Source organism: Bradyrhizobium sp. UNPF46 (genome assembly GCF_006658625.1).
Lineage (GTDB): Bacteria > Pseudomonadota > Alphaproteobacteria > Rhizobiales > Xanthobacteraceae > Bradyrhizobium > Bradyrhizobium nitroreducens.
Map to the genome: position 1 here is coordinate 22,009 of NZ_LFJB01000092.1, position 14,512 is coordinate 36,520.

11 protein-coding genes and 1 pseudogene are annotated in these 14,512 nt (G+C 65.3%); 5 read left to right on the plus strand and 7 right to left on the minus strand.

Annotation, left to right across the window (positions count from 1 at the left end; all coding sequences use genetic code 11):
• The first annotated feature begins 330 nt into the window (after window positions 1-330).
• The 4 genes and pseudogenes from UNPF46_RS32485 to UNPF46_RS32500 all read left to right on the plus strand — a co-directional run bounded on the left by UNPF46_RS32485 (window position 331) and on the right by UNPF46_RS32500 (window position 5,647).
• Window positions 331-3,753 (plus strand): helicase-related protein, encoded by a 3,423-nt coding sequence (locus UNPF46_RS32485; protein WP_142252788.1) that lies wholly within the window; start codon window positions 331-333, stop codon window positions 3,751-3,753.
• 13 nt (window positions 3,754-3,766) lie between these two features.
• Window positions 3,767-4,030, plus strand: a pseudogene (locus UNPF46_RS32490) (RNA-binding S4 domain-containing protein); the annotation flags it as partial.
• 133 nt (window positions 4,031-4,163) lie between these two features.
• Entirely contained in the window at window positions 4,164-4,502 is a 339-nt protein-coding gene (gene fdxA / locus UNPF46_RS32495) for a ferredoxin FdxA (protein WP_063198086.1), read from the plus strand.
• Between the two features lie 344 nt (window positions 4,503-4,846).
• A complete protein-coding gene (locus UNPF46_RS32500) occupies window positions 4,847-5,647 on the plus strand; it encodes a CarD family transcriptional regulator (protein ID WP_174719106.1) in 801 nt (266 codons plus the stop codon).
• Window positions 5,648-5,867: 220 nt separating this feature from the next.
• Here the strand turns inward: UNPF46_RS32500 and UNPF46_RS32505 are convergent, their stop codons facing one another.
• The 7 genes from UNPF46_RS32505 to cyoA are packed head-to-tail and all read right to left on the minus strand — an operon-like array spanning window position 5,868 to window position 12,796.
• Window positions 5,868-6,401, minus strand: a complete 534-nt coding sequence (locus UNPF46_RS32505) for a response regulator transcription factor (RefSeq protein WP_100179163.1) — start codon at window positions 6,399-6,401, stop codon at window positions 5,868-5,870.
• Window positions 6,391-7,788 (minus strand): ATP-binding protein, encoded by a 1,398-nt coding sequence (locus UNPF46_RS32510; protein WP_142252789.1) that lies wholly within the window; start codon window positions 7,786-7,788, stop codon window positions 6,391-6,393. The genes UNPF46_RS32505 and UNPF46_RS32510 overlap by 11 nt, the downstream gene beginning before the upstream one ends.
• Window positions 7,760-8,608 (minus strand): SURF1 family protein, encoded by an 849-nt coding sequence (locus UNPF46_RS32515; protein WP_142252790.1) that lies wholly within the window; start codon window positions 8,606-8,608, stop codon window positions 7,760-7,762. Before UNPF46_RS32515 ends, UNPF46_RS32510 begins: the two co-directional genes overlap by 29 nt.
• On the minus strand, window positions 8,605-8,985 hold the full coding sequence (gene cyoD, locus UNPF46_RS32520) for a cytochrome o ubiquinol oxidase subunit IV (protein WP_142252791.1): 381 nt from the start codon (window positions 8,983-8,985) through the stop codon (window positions 8,605-8,607). The genes UNPF46_RS32515 and cyoD overlap by 4 nt, the downstream gene beginning before the upstream one ends.
• The gene (gene cyoC, locus UNPF46_RS32525) at window positions 8,982-9,611 is read right to left on the minus strand and encodes a cytochrome o ubiquinol oxidase subunit III (protein ID WP_100179167.1); all 630 of its coding nucleotides are present in this window, start codon (window positions 9,609-9,611) and stop codon (window positions 8,982-8,984) included. Before cyoC ends, cyoD begins: the two co-directional genes overlap by 4 nt.
• Window positions 9,612-11,609 (minus strand): cytochrome o ubiquinol oxidase subunit I, encoded by a 1,998-nt coding sequence (cyoB, locus tag UNPF46_RS32530; RefSeq protein WP_142252792.1) that lies wholly within the window; start codon window positions 11,607-11,609, stop codon window positions 9,612-9,614.
• Window positions 11,610-11,635: 26 nt separating this feature from the next.
• A complete protein-coding gene (cyoA, locus tag UNPF46_RS32535) occupies window positions 11,636-12,796 on the minus strand; it encodes a ubiquinol oxidase subunit II (protein ID WP_100179169.1) in 1,161 nt (386 codons plus the stop codon).
• 180 nt (window positions 12,797-12,976) lie between these two features.
• On the opposite strand from cyoA, the gene UNPF46_RS32540 reads away from it, so the two are divergent.
• Window positions 12,977-14,305, plus strand: a complete 1,329-nt coding sequence (locus UNPF46_RS32540) for an MFS transporter (protein ID WP_142252793.1) — start codon at window positions 12,977-12,979, stop codon at window positions 14,303-14,305.
• Window positions 14,306-14,512 lie beyond the last annotated feature (207 nt).

A 14,512-nucleotide genomic window follows, 5' to 3' on the forward strand; every position in this document is an offset into this window, starting at 1 on the left:
CTCCATCTAGTTGCAGCCAACCGGACTCCCGCGACATGTTGCGTGAACGGAACGGGACTCAATCGGGAGTCAGCGATTCGGCCGCGATTCGTTCTAGAGTCGTTCCGAAGCTTAAGGCCAACGGGAAAAGCGTCGCAAAGTGAGACAGTTGCGCGGGATTTGGAGCGATGCTCCCACACACTCCGCCGTCATGCCCCGGTCGAGCCGGGCGATGACAGTCGTGAGGACCGCGCCAGCACAGCGTTCGCAGACATGGCTGACACCTTGCGCGCCCTCCGCCCCAATCCGGCACTGACATTCGCCCAAATCGCCACTACCTAATTCCCTTACATGGCCTTTTCCTCCTCCCCCTTCGCTTCCGAGCGCGCCCTTCACGATCGAGTGCCTGGCGCCGGCGTCACTGCGGTGCTCGGGCCGACCAACACCGGCAAGACCCATCTCGCCATCGAGCGGATGCTCGCGCATCCCTCGGGCATAATCGGCCTGCCGCTGCGCCTGCTCGCGCGCGAGGTCTACAACAAGATCGCCGCGCGGGTCGGCAGCGAGGCGGTCGCGCTCGTCACCGGCGAGGAGAAGATCAAGCCGAGAAATCCGCGCTATTGGGTCTCGACCGTCGAGGCGATGCCGCGCGATCTCGACCTCTCCTTCCTCGCCGTCGACGAGGTGCAGATCGCGAGCGATCTCGAACGCGGCCACGTCTTCACCGATCGCATCCTCAACCGCCGCGGCCGCGACGAGACGCTGCTGCTCGGCGCTGCCACCATGCGCCCGATTATCGAGCGGCTGCTGCCCGGCGTTTCCATGATCACGCGTCCCAGGCTGTCGCAGCTGGAATTTGCCGGCGACCGCAAGATCACGCGCCAGCCGCGCCGCACCGCCATCGTCGCGTTCTCGGCGGATGAGGTCTATGCCATCGCCGAACTGATCAAGCGCCAGCATGGCGGCGCCGCCGTGGTGCTGGGATCGCTCTCGCCCCGCACGCGCAATGCGCAGGTGGAGATGTTCCAGAACGGCGACGTCGATTATCTCGTCGCCACCGACGCCGTCGGCATGGGCCTCAATCTCGACGTCGACCACGTCGCCTTCGCCTCCGACCGCAAGTTCGACGGCTACCAGTTCCGCCGCCTGACGCCGTCCGAATTCGCGCAGATCGCGGGCCGCGCCGGCCGCGCCACGCGCAACGGCACGTTCGGGACGACGGGGCGCTGCGCGCCGTTCGAGCCCGAGCTCGTCAACGCGCTGCAGAACCACACCTTCGACAATGTGAAGGTGCTGCAATGGCGCAATGCGAAGCTGGATTTCTCCTCGCTCGGCGCGCTGCAGGTCTCGCTGAACCTCGCCCCCGGCCACGAGGCGCTGACGCGCGCGCCCGTCGCCGAGGACATGCGCGTGCTCGAGCACGCCGCCCGCGACGTCGAGGTGCGCGATATCGCGCATGGCAAGGAGGCCGTGGAACGGCTGTGGGAAGCCTGCCAGGTCCCGGATTATCGCAAATTGTCGCCGGCCGCCCATGCCGAGCTGGTGACCACGCTCTACGGCTTCCTGATGCAGAAGGGATGCATTCCCGATGCCTGGTTCGAGGCCCAGGTCACCCAGGCCGACCGCATCGACGGCGACATCGACACGCTGTCGGCCCGGATCGCGCAAATCCGCACCTGGACCTTCGTCGCCAACCGTCCGGACTGGCTGAAAGGCCCCGAACGCTGGCAGGGGGTGACGCGGGAGGTCGAAAATAAATTATCGGATGCGCTCCATGAACGCTTGACTGAGCGTTTCGTTGATCGCCGGACCAGTGTATTGATGCGCCGCCTGCGGGAGAACACGAGCTTGAATACTGAAATCGGCAAGACCGGCGAAGTCATCGTCGAAGGCCATGTCATCGGCCGCCTCGACGGCTTCACCTTTGCACCGGATGCGGCGGAAGCAGGCTCCGATGCGAAAGCCTTGCAGGCTGCAGCGCAAGCGGTGCTCGCCGGCGAGATCAACACGCGCGCCGAACGGCTCGGCAACGCGCCCGACGATCAGTTCGTGCTGACCTCCGAAGGCATCATCCGCTGGACCGGCGATGCCGTGGCGCGACTGTCTGCCGCAGAGGACGCGCTGCATCCGCGGATCCGCATCATCTCCGACGAGCGCCTGACCGGCGCCCCCCGCGAGAAAGTGCAGGCCCGGCTCGAGCTCTGGCTCAAGACCCATATCGAGAAGCTGCTCGGGCCGATGTTCGAGCTCTCCAAGGCCGAGGACGTCACCGGCATCGCCCGCGGCATCGCCTATCAGCTCGTCGAGGCGCTCGGCGTGCTGGAGCGGCCCAGAATCGCCAACGAGCTGAAGGATCTCGACCAGCCCTCGCGCGCGGTCTTGCGGAAGTACGGCGTCCGCTTCGGCGCCTATCACATCTATTTCCCCGGCCTGCTCAAGCCCGCCGCGCGCGCGCTCGCCGCGCTGTTGTGGGCGCTGAAGCAGGACAATGTCGATCTGTCCTCGCTCTCGGGCGCGCAGCATCTGGCCTCCTCGGGCCGCACCTCGTTCCCGGTCGACAAGGCGCTGCCGCGCGATGCCTATCGCGTGCTCGGCTACAAGCAGGCCGGCGAGCGCGCGGTGCGCGTCGACATCCTGGAGCGTCTTGCCGATCTGATCCGCCCGGCGCTGGCCTGGCGCGAGAACGCCTCCGGCGAAAAGCCGGCCGGCGCTTTCGACGGCCGCGGCTTCGTCGTGACGCAGGCGATGACCTCGCTCACGGGATCTGCCGGCGAGGATTTTGCGTCCGTGCTGCGCGCGCTCGGCTATCGCATGGAGAAGCGTCCGCCGCTGCCGGCAAAACCGGCCGTGGTGGAGGCGGTCGCGGCCGAGACGCCGCCGGTCGAAGGCAGCGCCGAGACCGCGAATGAGGCCTCGACCGAAACCGCCGCGGAGGCCGTTGCCGGCCAGCCAGAAGAGACGCCGGCCGCGGAGACTGCTGTCGAAGCCGTCACCGTCGAGGACGCGCCCGGCATGGAGCAGCACGACGAGCCCGCGCCGGCCGAGCCTGCGCTCGAAGCTTCTCCTGAAGCGCCCGTCACGCCTGAAGATGCCCCCGGTATCGCGCCGCCGGCCGAACAGGCCGCTGCGCCGGCGGAGGCTGCCGGCCTCGAAGCGGCTGCCGCCGAGACCGTGGCAACGGAAGCCGCTGCATCGGCCGATGCCGCCGCGCCTGAGGCTGCGGCCACGCCCGCCGAGCCCGAGCTGGTCGAGGTCTGGCGTCCCGGCGGCCGTCACGAGGACCGCAAGCCGCGCCACGAGCGCCACCGCCACCAGCGTCATCACGGCCAGCGCCCGCAGGCCGGTGCCGAGGCCGGCGCCGCAGCCGGTGAAGCGAGCGCCGCGCCCGGCGAAGCGGCCGAAGGCGCGAAGCCGGGGCATCGCCATGGCGGCGGTCACCGTCGCGACGGCAACAAGGACTTCCGCAAGCCGCGCGAAGGTGGTGGCGAGGGCGGCGAGCGCCGCGATGACCGCAATCGCAGCTTCCAGGGCAAGGACCGCGACAAGGATCGCGATCGCAACCGCGACAACAAGAAGTTCGGCGGCGATCGCGACAAGGGCCGCGACAACCGTGGCCGTGACCGCGACAAGGGCCGTGACCGTCAGGGCGGTCCGTCGCTCCGTCCCTATGCCTCGAGCGCGAATCCGCGCGAGCGCGATCGTCCTGCCGATCCGAACTCGCCTTTCGCCAAGCTCGCCGCGCTGAAGGAGCAGCTGTCGGGGCGGAAGGAGTAGTCCCACGACGACCGAGCGGCAGCGCCTCGACAAATGGCTGTGGCACGCACGGGTGGTGAAGGCGCGCACCTCGGCTGCCGAGCTGGTCGAGACCGGCCACGTCCGCGTCAACGGTGAGCGCGAAAAGTCGCCGGGCCATGCGGTCAAGCTCGGCGACGTCATCACTGTCGCGCTCGATCGCACGGTGCGCGTCTTGCGAGTGACAAGCTTTAGCGAACGCCGCGGCGATGCTGCTTCGGCACGCGAGCTCTACGAGGAGCTCGGAACGCGCAATTAATTGCGCTTCTCATTCATTTCTTGGTCGATCAAACGCGCAAAGCCGTCATGATCGGGCTTGTCGAGCTTGCGGCGCCGGGCCATCCGCGCTAGGCAAGCCGCGACTTTTAAAAGAGCTTTTCGGAGCGTGTTGGATGACTTACGTCGTCACTGAAAACTGCATCAAGTGCAAGTACACCGACTGCGTCGAGGTCTGCCCGGTCGATTGCTTCTACGAGGGTGACAACATGCTCGTCATCCACCCCGACGAGTGCATCGATTGCGGCGTGTGCGAGCCGGAATGCCCCGCCGACGCCATCAAGCCGGACACGGAACCTGGCCTGGAAAAGTGGCTGGAAGTGAACACCCAGTACGCCAAAAGCTGGCCGAACATCACCCAGAAGAAAGAATCACCTGCCGACGCCAAGGAATTCGACGGCATGGAAGGCAAGTTCGAGAAATATTTTTCTCCGAACCCCGGCTCCGGCGACTAATTCGGGCCCAAACTTAACCCTAATAGCGGCCCTGCCGCCGAAAACCAGCCCTGAAGACCCCTAAATCATTGATTTTTGCGGGAAATGTGCTATATTGGGCACATTAAGCCGAACCCCGTCAGCCCCGTTGGCCCCTCTGGGTTCCCGTGAAACCAAATGTCGAACAGGGGCGTGGCAGTTTCCGCGCGCAGGCTGTGTCACAGAAAACGCGTAAAAAGAGTACTTCAGCGAGGGCTTCCCATAAGGAGGCCAAAAAAGTCGCCGCGGCCAGCCGTAGCGCATCCAAGGGTCGGACCGCGACGAAGGCGCCGGCTGCAAAGTCCTCGAAGAACAAAAGAAGCGCAATGCCTAACAAGACTGCCAAACCGGCCGCGAAAGCGACCGCTGCTAAGCCTGCTGCCAAGCCTGTGACTGCCAAGGCTCCCGCTGCCAAGCCTGCCGCGCCGAAGGCTCCCGTTGCTGCTGCTCCTGCCAAGGCTCCCGTCGCTGCCAAGCCGGCCGCGAAGCCCGCTGTTGCGCCGAAGGTCGAGGAAAAGAAGGTCGTGACCCAGCGCCAGGGCTTCAAGGCCAACGAATTCGTCGTCTATCCCGCTCACGGCGTCGGCCAGATCCTGGCCATCGAGGAGCAGGAGATCGCCGGTGCGAAGCTCGAGCTGTTCGTCATCAACTTCATCAAGGACAAGATGACGCTGCGCGTGCCGACCGCCAAGGTCGCCAATGTCGGCATGCGCAAGCTGTCCGAGCCGACGCTGGTCAAGAAGGCGCTGGAGACCCTCAAGGGCCGTGCCCGCGTCAAGCGCACCATGTGGTCGCGCCGCGCCCAGGAATACGAAGCGAAGATCAATTCGGGCGACATCGTCGCGATCGCGGAAGTCGTGCGCGACCTCTACCGCTCGGAATCGCAGCCGGAGCAGTCCTACAGCGAACGCCAGCTCTATGAAGCGGCGCTCGACCGTCTGTCCCGCGAGATCGCGGTGGTGCAGCACTCGACCGAGACCGAAGCGGTCAAGGAGATCGAGGCCCAGCTCGCCAAGAGCCCGCGCCGCAATGCCAAGGCGGAAGCCGCCGAGGGCGAGGCCGATGCCGAGGGCGAGACCGACGACACCGATGGCGACGACACCACCGTCGCCGACGAGGCCGCGTAAGCGCTTTCGTCGCGTCGATCGCAACAGATCAAAAGCCCGGCCGCTCGGCCGGGCTTTTTGTTTGGGGTGCCACAGCCGTCATTCCGGGGCTCGCGAAGCGAGAACTACGGTGCGCAATTGCGCACCTGAGAATCCATTCGTTCACCGTCTCTGTCTCCCGATGGATTCCGGGCTCGTGCTTCGCACGCTCCGGAATGACGGCGTGAGAGTTGCGGACCACCTACTTCACCGGCCGTTTCTCGAGCTTCCTTGCCAGCGTGCGCCGGTGCATGCCCAATCGCCGCGCCGCCTCGGAGATGTTGAAATCGGTCTCGATCAGGGTCTGGTGGATGCGCTCCCATTCCAGCGTCTTGATCGAGGTCGGCCGTGCATCGAGCGCGACCTCGGTATTGCCTTCGGCCTTGGTGAAGGCGGCTTCGATGTCGTCGGTGTTGGAGGGTTTTGCGAGATAGTGGCAGGCGCCGAGCTTGATCGCCTCCACTGCGGTGGAGATGCTGGCAAAGCCGGTGAGCACCACGATCAGCATGTCGGGATCATGCGTGTGCAGCAGCTCGACGCAGGCAAGGCCCGAGGCCCCGCCGAGCTTGAGATCGACCACGGCATGGCCGAAGGTTCGCTCTTCCAGCACCTGGCGCACCTCCTCGATCGAGGCGGCGAGCACGACCTCGTAGCCGCGGCGCTCGAACGAGCGCTTCAGCGTGCGCGCAAAGCCGGCATCGTCCTCGACGACGATGAGCGAACGGTCAGGCGCCAAAATTTCCTCCGATCGCCAGCGTTGAAAGCGGCAGCGTCAGGCGCACCGTGGCGCCGCGCTTCCTGTGGTTCTCGGCCGTGACGCTGCCCCCCAGCTTGCGCACCACGTTCACCACCAGGAACAGCCCGAGCCCGCCGCCGGCGCGGCCCTTGCTCGAGTGATATGGTTTTCCGAGCTGCGCCAGCATCTCCGGCGCGAAGCCCGGGCCGCGATCGGAGATCGACAGCACGAGGTTGTCACCCTCGCGCTCGGCCACCAGCTCGACCCAGTCGCGCGACACCTCATAGGCGTTGTCGAGCACGTTGAAGATAACCTGCTTCAGCGCGACGTCGGAGACGATGGCCACGTCCGCGCCAAAAGTGTTGACGAAATAGAGCGTCCGTGCCGAGCGCGCGTCGCGCCATTCGTCGACCAGGGCGGTGACGAAGGCCGTCACCGTCGTCGGCGAGGAGCCTTCGCCGCGCGCTTCGCCCGCCGAGACCAGGATGCCTGTGACGATCGACTTGCAGCGCTGCAGCGAGGTTTCCATCTCCGTGAGATCCTCGGCGAGCTCCTGATCGGCGGCAAGATCCGGCATGCGGCGCCAGTCGCTGAGGATCACCGAGAGCGAGGCCAGCGGCGTACCGAGCTCATGCGCCGCGCCGGAGGCGAGCAGGCCCATGCGCACGATGTGGTCCTGCTCGGCGGCATGCTGGCGCAACGCCGCCAGATGCGCGTCGCGCTCGCGCAAATTCCTGTTGATGCGCGTGACGAACACGACCAGCAGCACGGCGTTGAGCACGAAGCCCAAGAGCATGCCGGCAACGGCGAGGCTATAGGTCTCGCTGATCGGGTTCGGCGGCAGATCGAGTGGGCGGTAGGCCAGCGTCAGCCAGACAAAACTCGCGCAGGTCAGCGCGACCAGCGACCAGGTCGAGCGGGCATCCAGCAGCACCGCGCCCAGCGTCACCTGCAGCAGGAACAGCGAGGTGAAGGGATTGGTGGCGCCGCCGGAGAGGTAGAGCTGCGCGGTCAGCGCCGCGACGTCCAGCATCAGGGCGACCAGCAGCTCGTTGTTGGTGATCGCGGCGCGATGGCGCACCCAGATCAGGCTGGAGACGTTGAGCAGCACCAGCGCGCCGATCACCGCGCTCATCCGCTCCAGGGGCAAGGGAATGCCGAGCCCGAAATGCACGCCGCCGATGGTCACGATCTGCCCGACCACCGCGGTCCAGCGCAGCTGGATCAGCAGCGCCATGTTCTTGCGGTTGGTCTCGTCATCGGTCGGCGCAGCCCCGACCAGCTCGCTGCGTGCATCCGCCTGCGATTGCAGCGTGACGGTCAGCTCGCCAGGCGCTTGGCGAGGCGCGCTTCCGCTGTCAGGTTTGCTCGACGATCTCTCCAGCATCTGATCCCGTCCTGCGCGCGGTGGCACTTGGGCCACCGGCCGGTTCGTGGACGAAGCGCTTGCGGCGGAACAGCCCGCCGCCGAATGTGACGAAAAGCCTGCCGGCCAGCATGAAGGCCAGGGCAAACCACGTCAGCGCGTAGACCAGGTGGTTATTGGGAAAGCGCACCACGGTCAATCCGCCGATCGGCCCCCCGCCCATTTGTGATCCGGCATCGGCATCGACGAAGAAAGGTGCGACGTTCTGGAGGCCGCGCGCCGCCGCAATCGCGGCGACATCCCGCGAGTACCAGCGGTTGTGCTGGGGCACGTTGTTCCGGAGGAAGCCGCCCTTGGGCTCCGTGATGCGGAGCAGGCCGGTGATCTCGACCTGACCGTCTGGATTGCCGTCCTGCCGTGCCGATGGGTCACGCCGCTCCGACGGCACGAAGCCGCGGTTGATCAGAACGGACGTACCGTCGCCGCGCTGAAGCGGCGTCAGCACCCAATAGCCAGGGCCTTCCTCGGTCACGGCCTGCACCAGCGTCTCGCGGTCATGCAGGAAGCGGCCGGTAACGCTGACATGCCGGTATTCGTCGCTCGCGGTGCTGACCGTGGGCCACGCAGCAGGCGAGGGGATCGGCTGGGCTGGGGCATGAACGCGCTGCTCGACGCGGTCGATCAGCGCCAGCTTCCAGGCGCGGCGCTCGATCTGCCAGATTCCGAGCGCGATCAGAGCGACGAAGGCCGTGAGTGAGAGGACCGTGAGCCACAGGCGCGGACGTGCAGCCTTGCGGCGCACGTCCTTTGCCTCGCTCGTCACGGTCCGGATCCCGCTCACTTCATTCCCGTCATCTCGTGCATCGGCATCATGTTGCTGTTGAGGTGGCTCATCACCCAAAGCGAACCGGACAGCGCGATCACCACCATGACGATGGTGAAGATCAGCGCCATCATGCTCCAGCCGTTCTCCGACGTCGTGTTCATGTGCAGGAAGTAGATCATGTGCACGACGATCTGCACCACCGCGAAGGCCATGATGACGAGGGCGGTGATCTGCTTGCTCGGCAGCGCGCCGCTCATCACCAGCCAGAACGGGATCGCCGTAAGCACGACCGAGAGCACGAAGCCCAGCATATAGGTCGAGAACGAGCCGTGGGCGTGGCCATCGTCGTGGTGATGGCCGTCCGCGCCAGCTGTGTGGGTATCGGTGCTCATCGCAGAACTCCCAGGAGATAGACGAAGGTGAAGACGCCGATCCAGACCACGTCGAGGAAATGCCAGAACATCGACAGGCACATCAGGCGGCGGCGATTGGCCTCGATCAGGCCGAACTTGCCGACCTGCACCATCAGCGTCACCAGCCAGATCAGGCCGCAGGACACGTGCAGGCCGTGGGTTCCGACCAGGGTGAAGAAGGCGGACAGGAAGGCGCTGCGCTGCGGCGTGGCGCCCTCATGGATCATGTGGGCGAACTCGGTGAGCTCGATCCCGATGAAGGCGAGGCCGAACAGGCCGGTGATCGCCAGCCAGACTTGCGTCTGCGCCACCTTGTTCTGCTGCATCGTCAGCATGGCAAAGCCATAGGTGATCGACGACAGCAGCAGCATCGACGTGTTCACCGCGACCAGGTTCAGGTCGAACAGGTCCTTCGGCGCCGGGCCGGCGGCGTAGTTGCCGCCGAGCACGCCGAAGGTGGCGAACAGGATCGCGAAGATGAGACAGTCGCTCATCAGATAGATCCAGAAGCCGAGCGAGGTGCTCCAGCCTTCCGGATGCGGATGTTCGTCGGCGAGGTAGAAGACCGGCTCGCCGGTCTGCGAGGGATTGACGGCGACAGTCATTTACTTGGCTCCGGCGAGCAGTTTGGTGCGCGCGTCCTCGGTCCGGATGACGTCTTCAGCCGGAATGTCGAAGTCGCGGTGATAGTTGAAGGTGTGGCCGATGCCGACGACGAGCAGCCCGGCGAAGCTCAATGCGGCCAGCCACCAGATGTACCAGATCAGGCCGAATCCCATCGCGGTGGCGAGGCCGGCGAGGATGATGCCGGTGCCGGTGCTGCTGGGCATGTGGATCGGCTTGAAGCCGGTGAGCGGACGCTGGTAGCCCCAGCGCTTCATGTCCCACCACGCGTCATTGTCGTGAACGACGGGGGTGAAGGCGAAGTTGTAATCCGGCGGGGGCGAGGAGGTCGCCCATTCCAGCGTGCGCGCATCCCAGGGATCGCCGGTGACGTCCTTGAGCTGCTCGCGCCTGAGGAAGCTGACCGCGAACTGCATCAGCATGGAGAGGATGCCGAGCAGGACGAGGAAGGCACCGATCGCGGCGATGACGAACCATATCTGCAGGGACGGATCGTCGAACACGCGCAGGCGGCGGGTCACGCCCATCAGGCCGAGCACGTAGAGCGGCATGAAGGCGAGGTAGAAGCCGGTGACCCAGAACCAGAACGACATCTTGCCCCAGAACGGATCGAGCTTGAAGCCGAACGCCTTCGGGAACCAGTAGGAGATGCCGGCGAAGGCGCCGAACACCACGCCGCCGATGATCACGTTGTGGAAGTGCGCGATCAGGAACAGGCTGTTGTGCAGCACGAAGTCGGCCGGCGGCACAGCCAGCAGAACGCCGGTCATGCCGCCGATCACGAAGGTCAGCATGAAGGCGATCGTCCACATCATCGGCAATTCGTAGCGGATGCGGCCGCGATACATCGTGAACAGCCAGTTGAACATCTTCGCGCCCGTCGGGATCGAGATGATCATCGTGGTGATGCCGAAGAACGAGTTGACGCTGGCGCCGGAGCCCATCGTGAAGAAGTGATGCAGCCAGACCAGGTAAGACAGGATGGTGATGACCACCGTGGCGTAGACCATCGAGGTGTAGCCGAACAGCCGCTTGCCGGAGAAGGTCGAGGTCACCTCAGAGAAGATGCCGAACGCCGGGAGAACCAGGATGTAGACTTCGGGATGGCCCCAGATCCAGATCAGGTTCACGTACATCATCGGGCTGCCGCCGAAATCGTTCGTGAAGAAGTTGGTGCCGACGTAACGGTCCAGCGAGAGCAACGCGAGCACGACGGTCAGGACCGGGAAGGAGGCGACGATCAGGACGTTGGTGCAGAGCGAGGTCCAGGTGAAGACGGGCATCTTCATCATGGTCATGCCGGGGCATCGCAGCTTGACGATGGTGCAGATCAGGTTGATGCCGGACAGCGTCGTTCCGACGCCGGCGACCTGCAGCGCCCAGATGTAATAGTCGACGCCGACGTCGGGACTGTAGCCGATGTTCGACAGCGGCGGATAAGCCAGCCAGCCGGTGCGGGCGAATTCGCCGATGAACAGCGAGGCCATCACCAACACCGCGCCGCCGACCGTCATCCAGAAGCTGAAATTGTTCAGGAACGGGAACGACACGTCGCGCGCGCCGATCTGTAGCGGCACGACGTAGTTCATCAGGCCGGTGACCAGCGGCATCGCCACGAAGAAGATCATGATCACGCCGTGGGCGGTGAAGACCTGATCGTAGTGATGGGCGTTGAGGTAGCCTTCGGAGCCGCCAAAGGCGAGCATCTGCTGGCCGCGCATCATCAGCGCGTCGGCAAAGCCCCGCAGCAGCATCACGATGCCGAGGATCATGTACATGATGCCGATACGCTTGTGGTCCACCGTGGTGAACCACTCGCGCCAGAGGTAGCCCCAGAGGCGGAAATAGGTGAGGCCGCCGAGCAGGGCTGCGCCGCCGAGCGCGACAACGGCGAAAGTGCCGACGACGATCGGCTCGTGCAGCGGCAGAGATTCGAAGCCGAGCCGGCCGAAGATGAGCTTGAGAAGATCAGGAGACATGCGGGGATCTCTTTAGGAATCTGACTTCAGGAATCGGACTTGGGACGCAGTCCGAGGAAGAAGGACGAGGACTTCAGCGGCGTGAAGGTCGGCCGCTTCAGGCCGGCGCCGGTGAGCGGCGCAATGTCGATCGGAGCCTTGATCGACGCCGTGGTCTGGCCTTGCGGCGCATCCGGCGTGCAGGTGCCGGCGACGAAGGTCGGCTCGGGCCCGAGCGGAGCGCCGCGGCGGGCGTATTTGTCGTAAGTGAGCGGCAGCGTGTTGTTCAGGCCCTCATGGCCGTTGCCGCCCTTGGCGTCGATCGCCATCATCTCGCTCTGGCACATCTTGCCGGTCTCGACGCACATGTTGAGGATCAGGCGGTAGAGATCGGCATCGACGGCGCCCCAGCGCCGAACCGGCTCGTTCTGGCTGGGCTTCTCCAACTGGAGATATTCGGCGCGGCCGAGCGCGCCGCCGGCGGATTTGGCCTGCGCGATCCAGGCGTCAAAGCCCTTGTCGTCGAGTCCCCTAAAGTTGAAGTGCATGCCGGAGAAGCCGGCACCGCTGTAGTTCGCCGAGAAGCCCTTGTACGAGCCGGCGTGGTTGACGACGGCATGGAGCTTCGTCTCCATGCCCGGCATCGCGTAGATCTGGCCGGCGAGTGCGGGGATGTAGAACGAGTTCATCACCGAGGATGCGGTGATGCGGAAGTTGATCGGGCGATCGACCGGAGCTGCGAGCTCGTTGACGGTGGCGATGCCGTAGTCCGGGTAGATGAAGAGCCATTTCCAGTCGAGCGCGACGACGTCGACCTCGAGCGGGGCCTTGGACTGGTCGACGGCGCGGTCGGCATGGATGCGGCCGAGCGTGCGATAGGGGTCGAGCAGATGCGTGCCCATCCAGGTCAGCGCACCCAGGCAAACGATGATCAGCAGCGGCGCCGACCAGATCACCAGCTCGAGCGCGGTCGAGTGGTCCCATTCCGGCTCGTAGCGGGCCTCGGTGTTGGACTGGCGATAACGCCAGGCGAACAGCACCGTCAGCGCCATCACGGGGACGACGATCAGGAGCATCAGGACGGTGGAGATGATGACGAGGTCGCGCTGCTGGGCAGCGATATCGCCGGCTGGCGCCAGCACGACGTAGTCGCAGCCGCTGAGTGCAGCAGCCAGAGGTAGTAGTGCCAGGATCTTGAGACGAGACACGGGCCGAGCCTTTGAGAATGAGTTTCTTTTGCGGGGCCAACGGGTAGCTGCGGCGCAACAATCCGGACATTGGACAATTTGTCCAATGTTGCAGTGCGGGAGGTTGGGTCAGACAGGGCCGGATTGCCGGGCGTTTGCCGGGCGGTCGGCTTTGGTTTTCAGGACGTTAAGGGCGCACGAATGGCGACGGCACAGACCCCCGCAATGGCAGACCACCACTCGGGCGAGCACGGCCACGACCAGGCCAGTCCCGGCGAGATCGCCATCGGCGTCATCATCGGCCGCACCTCGGAGTTCTTCGACTTCTTCGTCTTCGCGATCGCCTCGGTGATCGTGTTCCCGCGCCTGGTGTTCCCGTTCGCGAGCGAGCTGACCGGCACCCTTTATTCTTTCATGATCTTCGCGCTGGCCTTCATGGCCCGGCCGATCGGCACCGTCATTTTCATGACGGTCGACCGTGCCTACGGCAAGACCGCCAAGCTGATCTCGGCGCTGTTTCTGCTCGGCACTGCCACCGTGGCGCTCGCGTTCCTGCCCGGCTATCACGACATCGGCGTCGCCGCGATCTGGCTGCTGGCGCTGGCGCGTATCGCGCAGGGTCTGGCCTGGGGCGGCGCCTGGGACGGCATGGCCTCGCTGCTGGCGCTGAATGCGCCGGCCTCGCAGCGCGGCTGGTACGCGATGGTGCCACAGCTCGGAGCGCCGCTGGGCCTGATCGTGGCGAGCGCGCTGTTCGCCTATTTCGCCGGTAATCTCTCGGCCGACGATTTCTTCGACTGGGGCTGGCGCTATCCGTTCTTCGTCGCGTTCGCCATCAACGTCGTGGCGCTGTTCGCGCGCCTGCGCATGGTGACGACGGAGGAATACGCCTCGCTGTTCGAGACCCGCGAATTGCAGCCGGCGCGCATCTCCGAGACCGTGGCGCGCGAAGGCCAGAACATCATGCTCGGCGCGTTCGCGCCGCTGGCGAGCTTCGCGCTGTTCCACATGGTCACGGTGTTCCCGCTGTCCTGGGTGTTCCTGTTCACCCGCGAGAGCCCGGTGCGCTTCCTGATCATCGAGATCGTCGCCGCGGTGTTCGGCGTCGGCGCGATCGTGGCCTCCGGCATCATCGCCGATCGCGTCGGGCGCAAATCGCTGTTGATGGGATCGGCGATCGCGATTGCGATCTATAGCGGCTTTGCCCCGCAACTGCTCGACGCCGGCGCGTTCGGCGAGACCATCTACATGGTGATCGGCTTCATTCTGCTCGGCCTGTCGTTCGGCCAGTCCTCCGGCGCGATCGCCTCGAACTTCAAGCATGCCTACCGCTACACCGCCTCGGCACTGACCTCGGACATGGCCTGGCTGTTCGGTGCCGGCTTCGCGCCGCTGGTCGCGCTGCTGCTCGCCACCAATCTCGGCGTCATCGCCTCGGGCGCGTATCTGTTGTCAGGCGCGTTCTGGACTCTGCTCGCACTGTGGCTCAGCGGCCAGCGCGAGAAGGGGGATATGGACGCGGGGCGTTAGTTAGGCGCGGGCTGCGGCTCCAAAAGAGGTGTCGTCCCGGCGAACGCCGGGACCCATAACTCCAGGCAGGGGTCATGGCGCGAGGTGGCAACTCCGAGTCTTCGCCTAACTCCATCCTGTGGCTGGGTCCCTGTGTCTGAAAAGCCTGTCATAATGATGGTGGGCGGGAAGCCGTTGGGTCCTTGGCGCTTGACGCCGTGAGCCGGC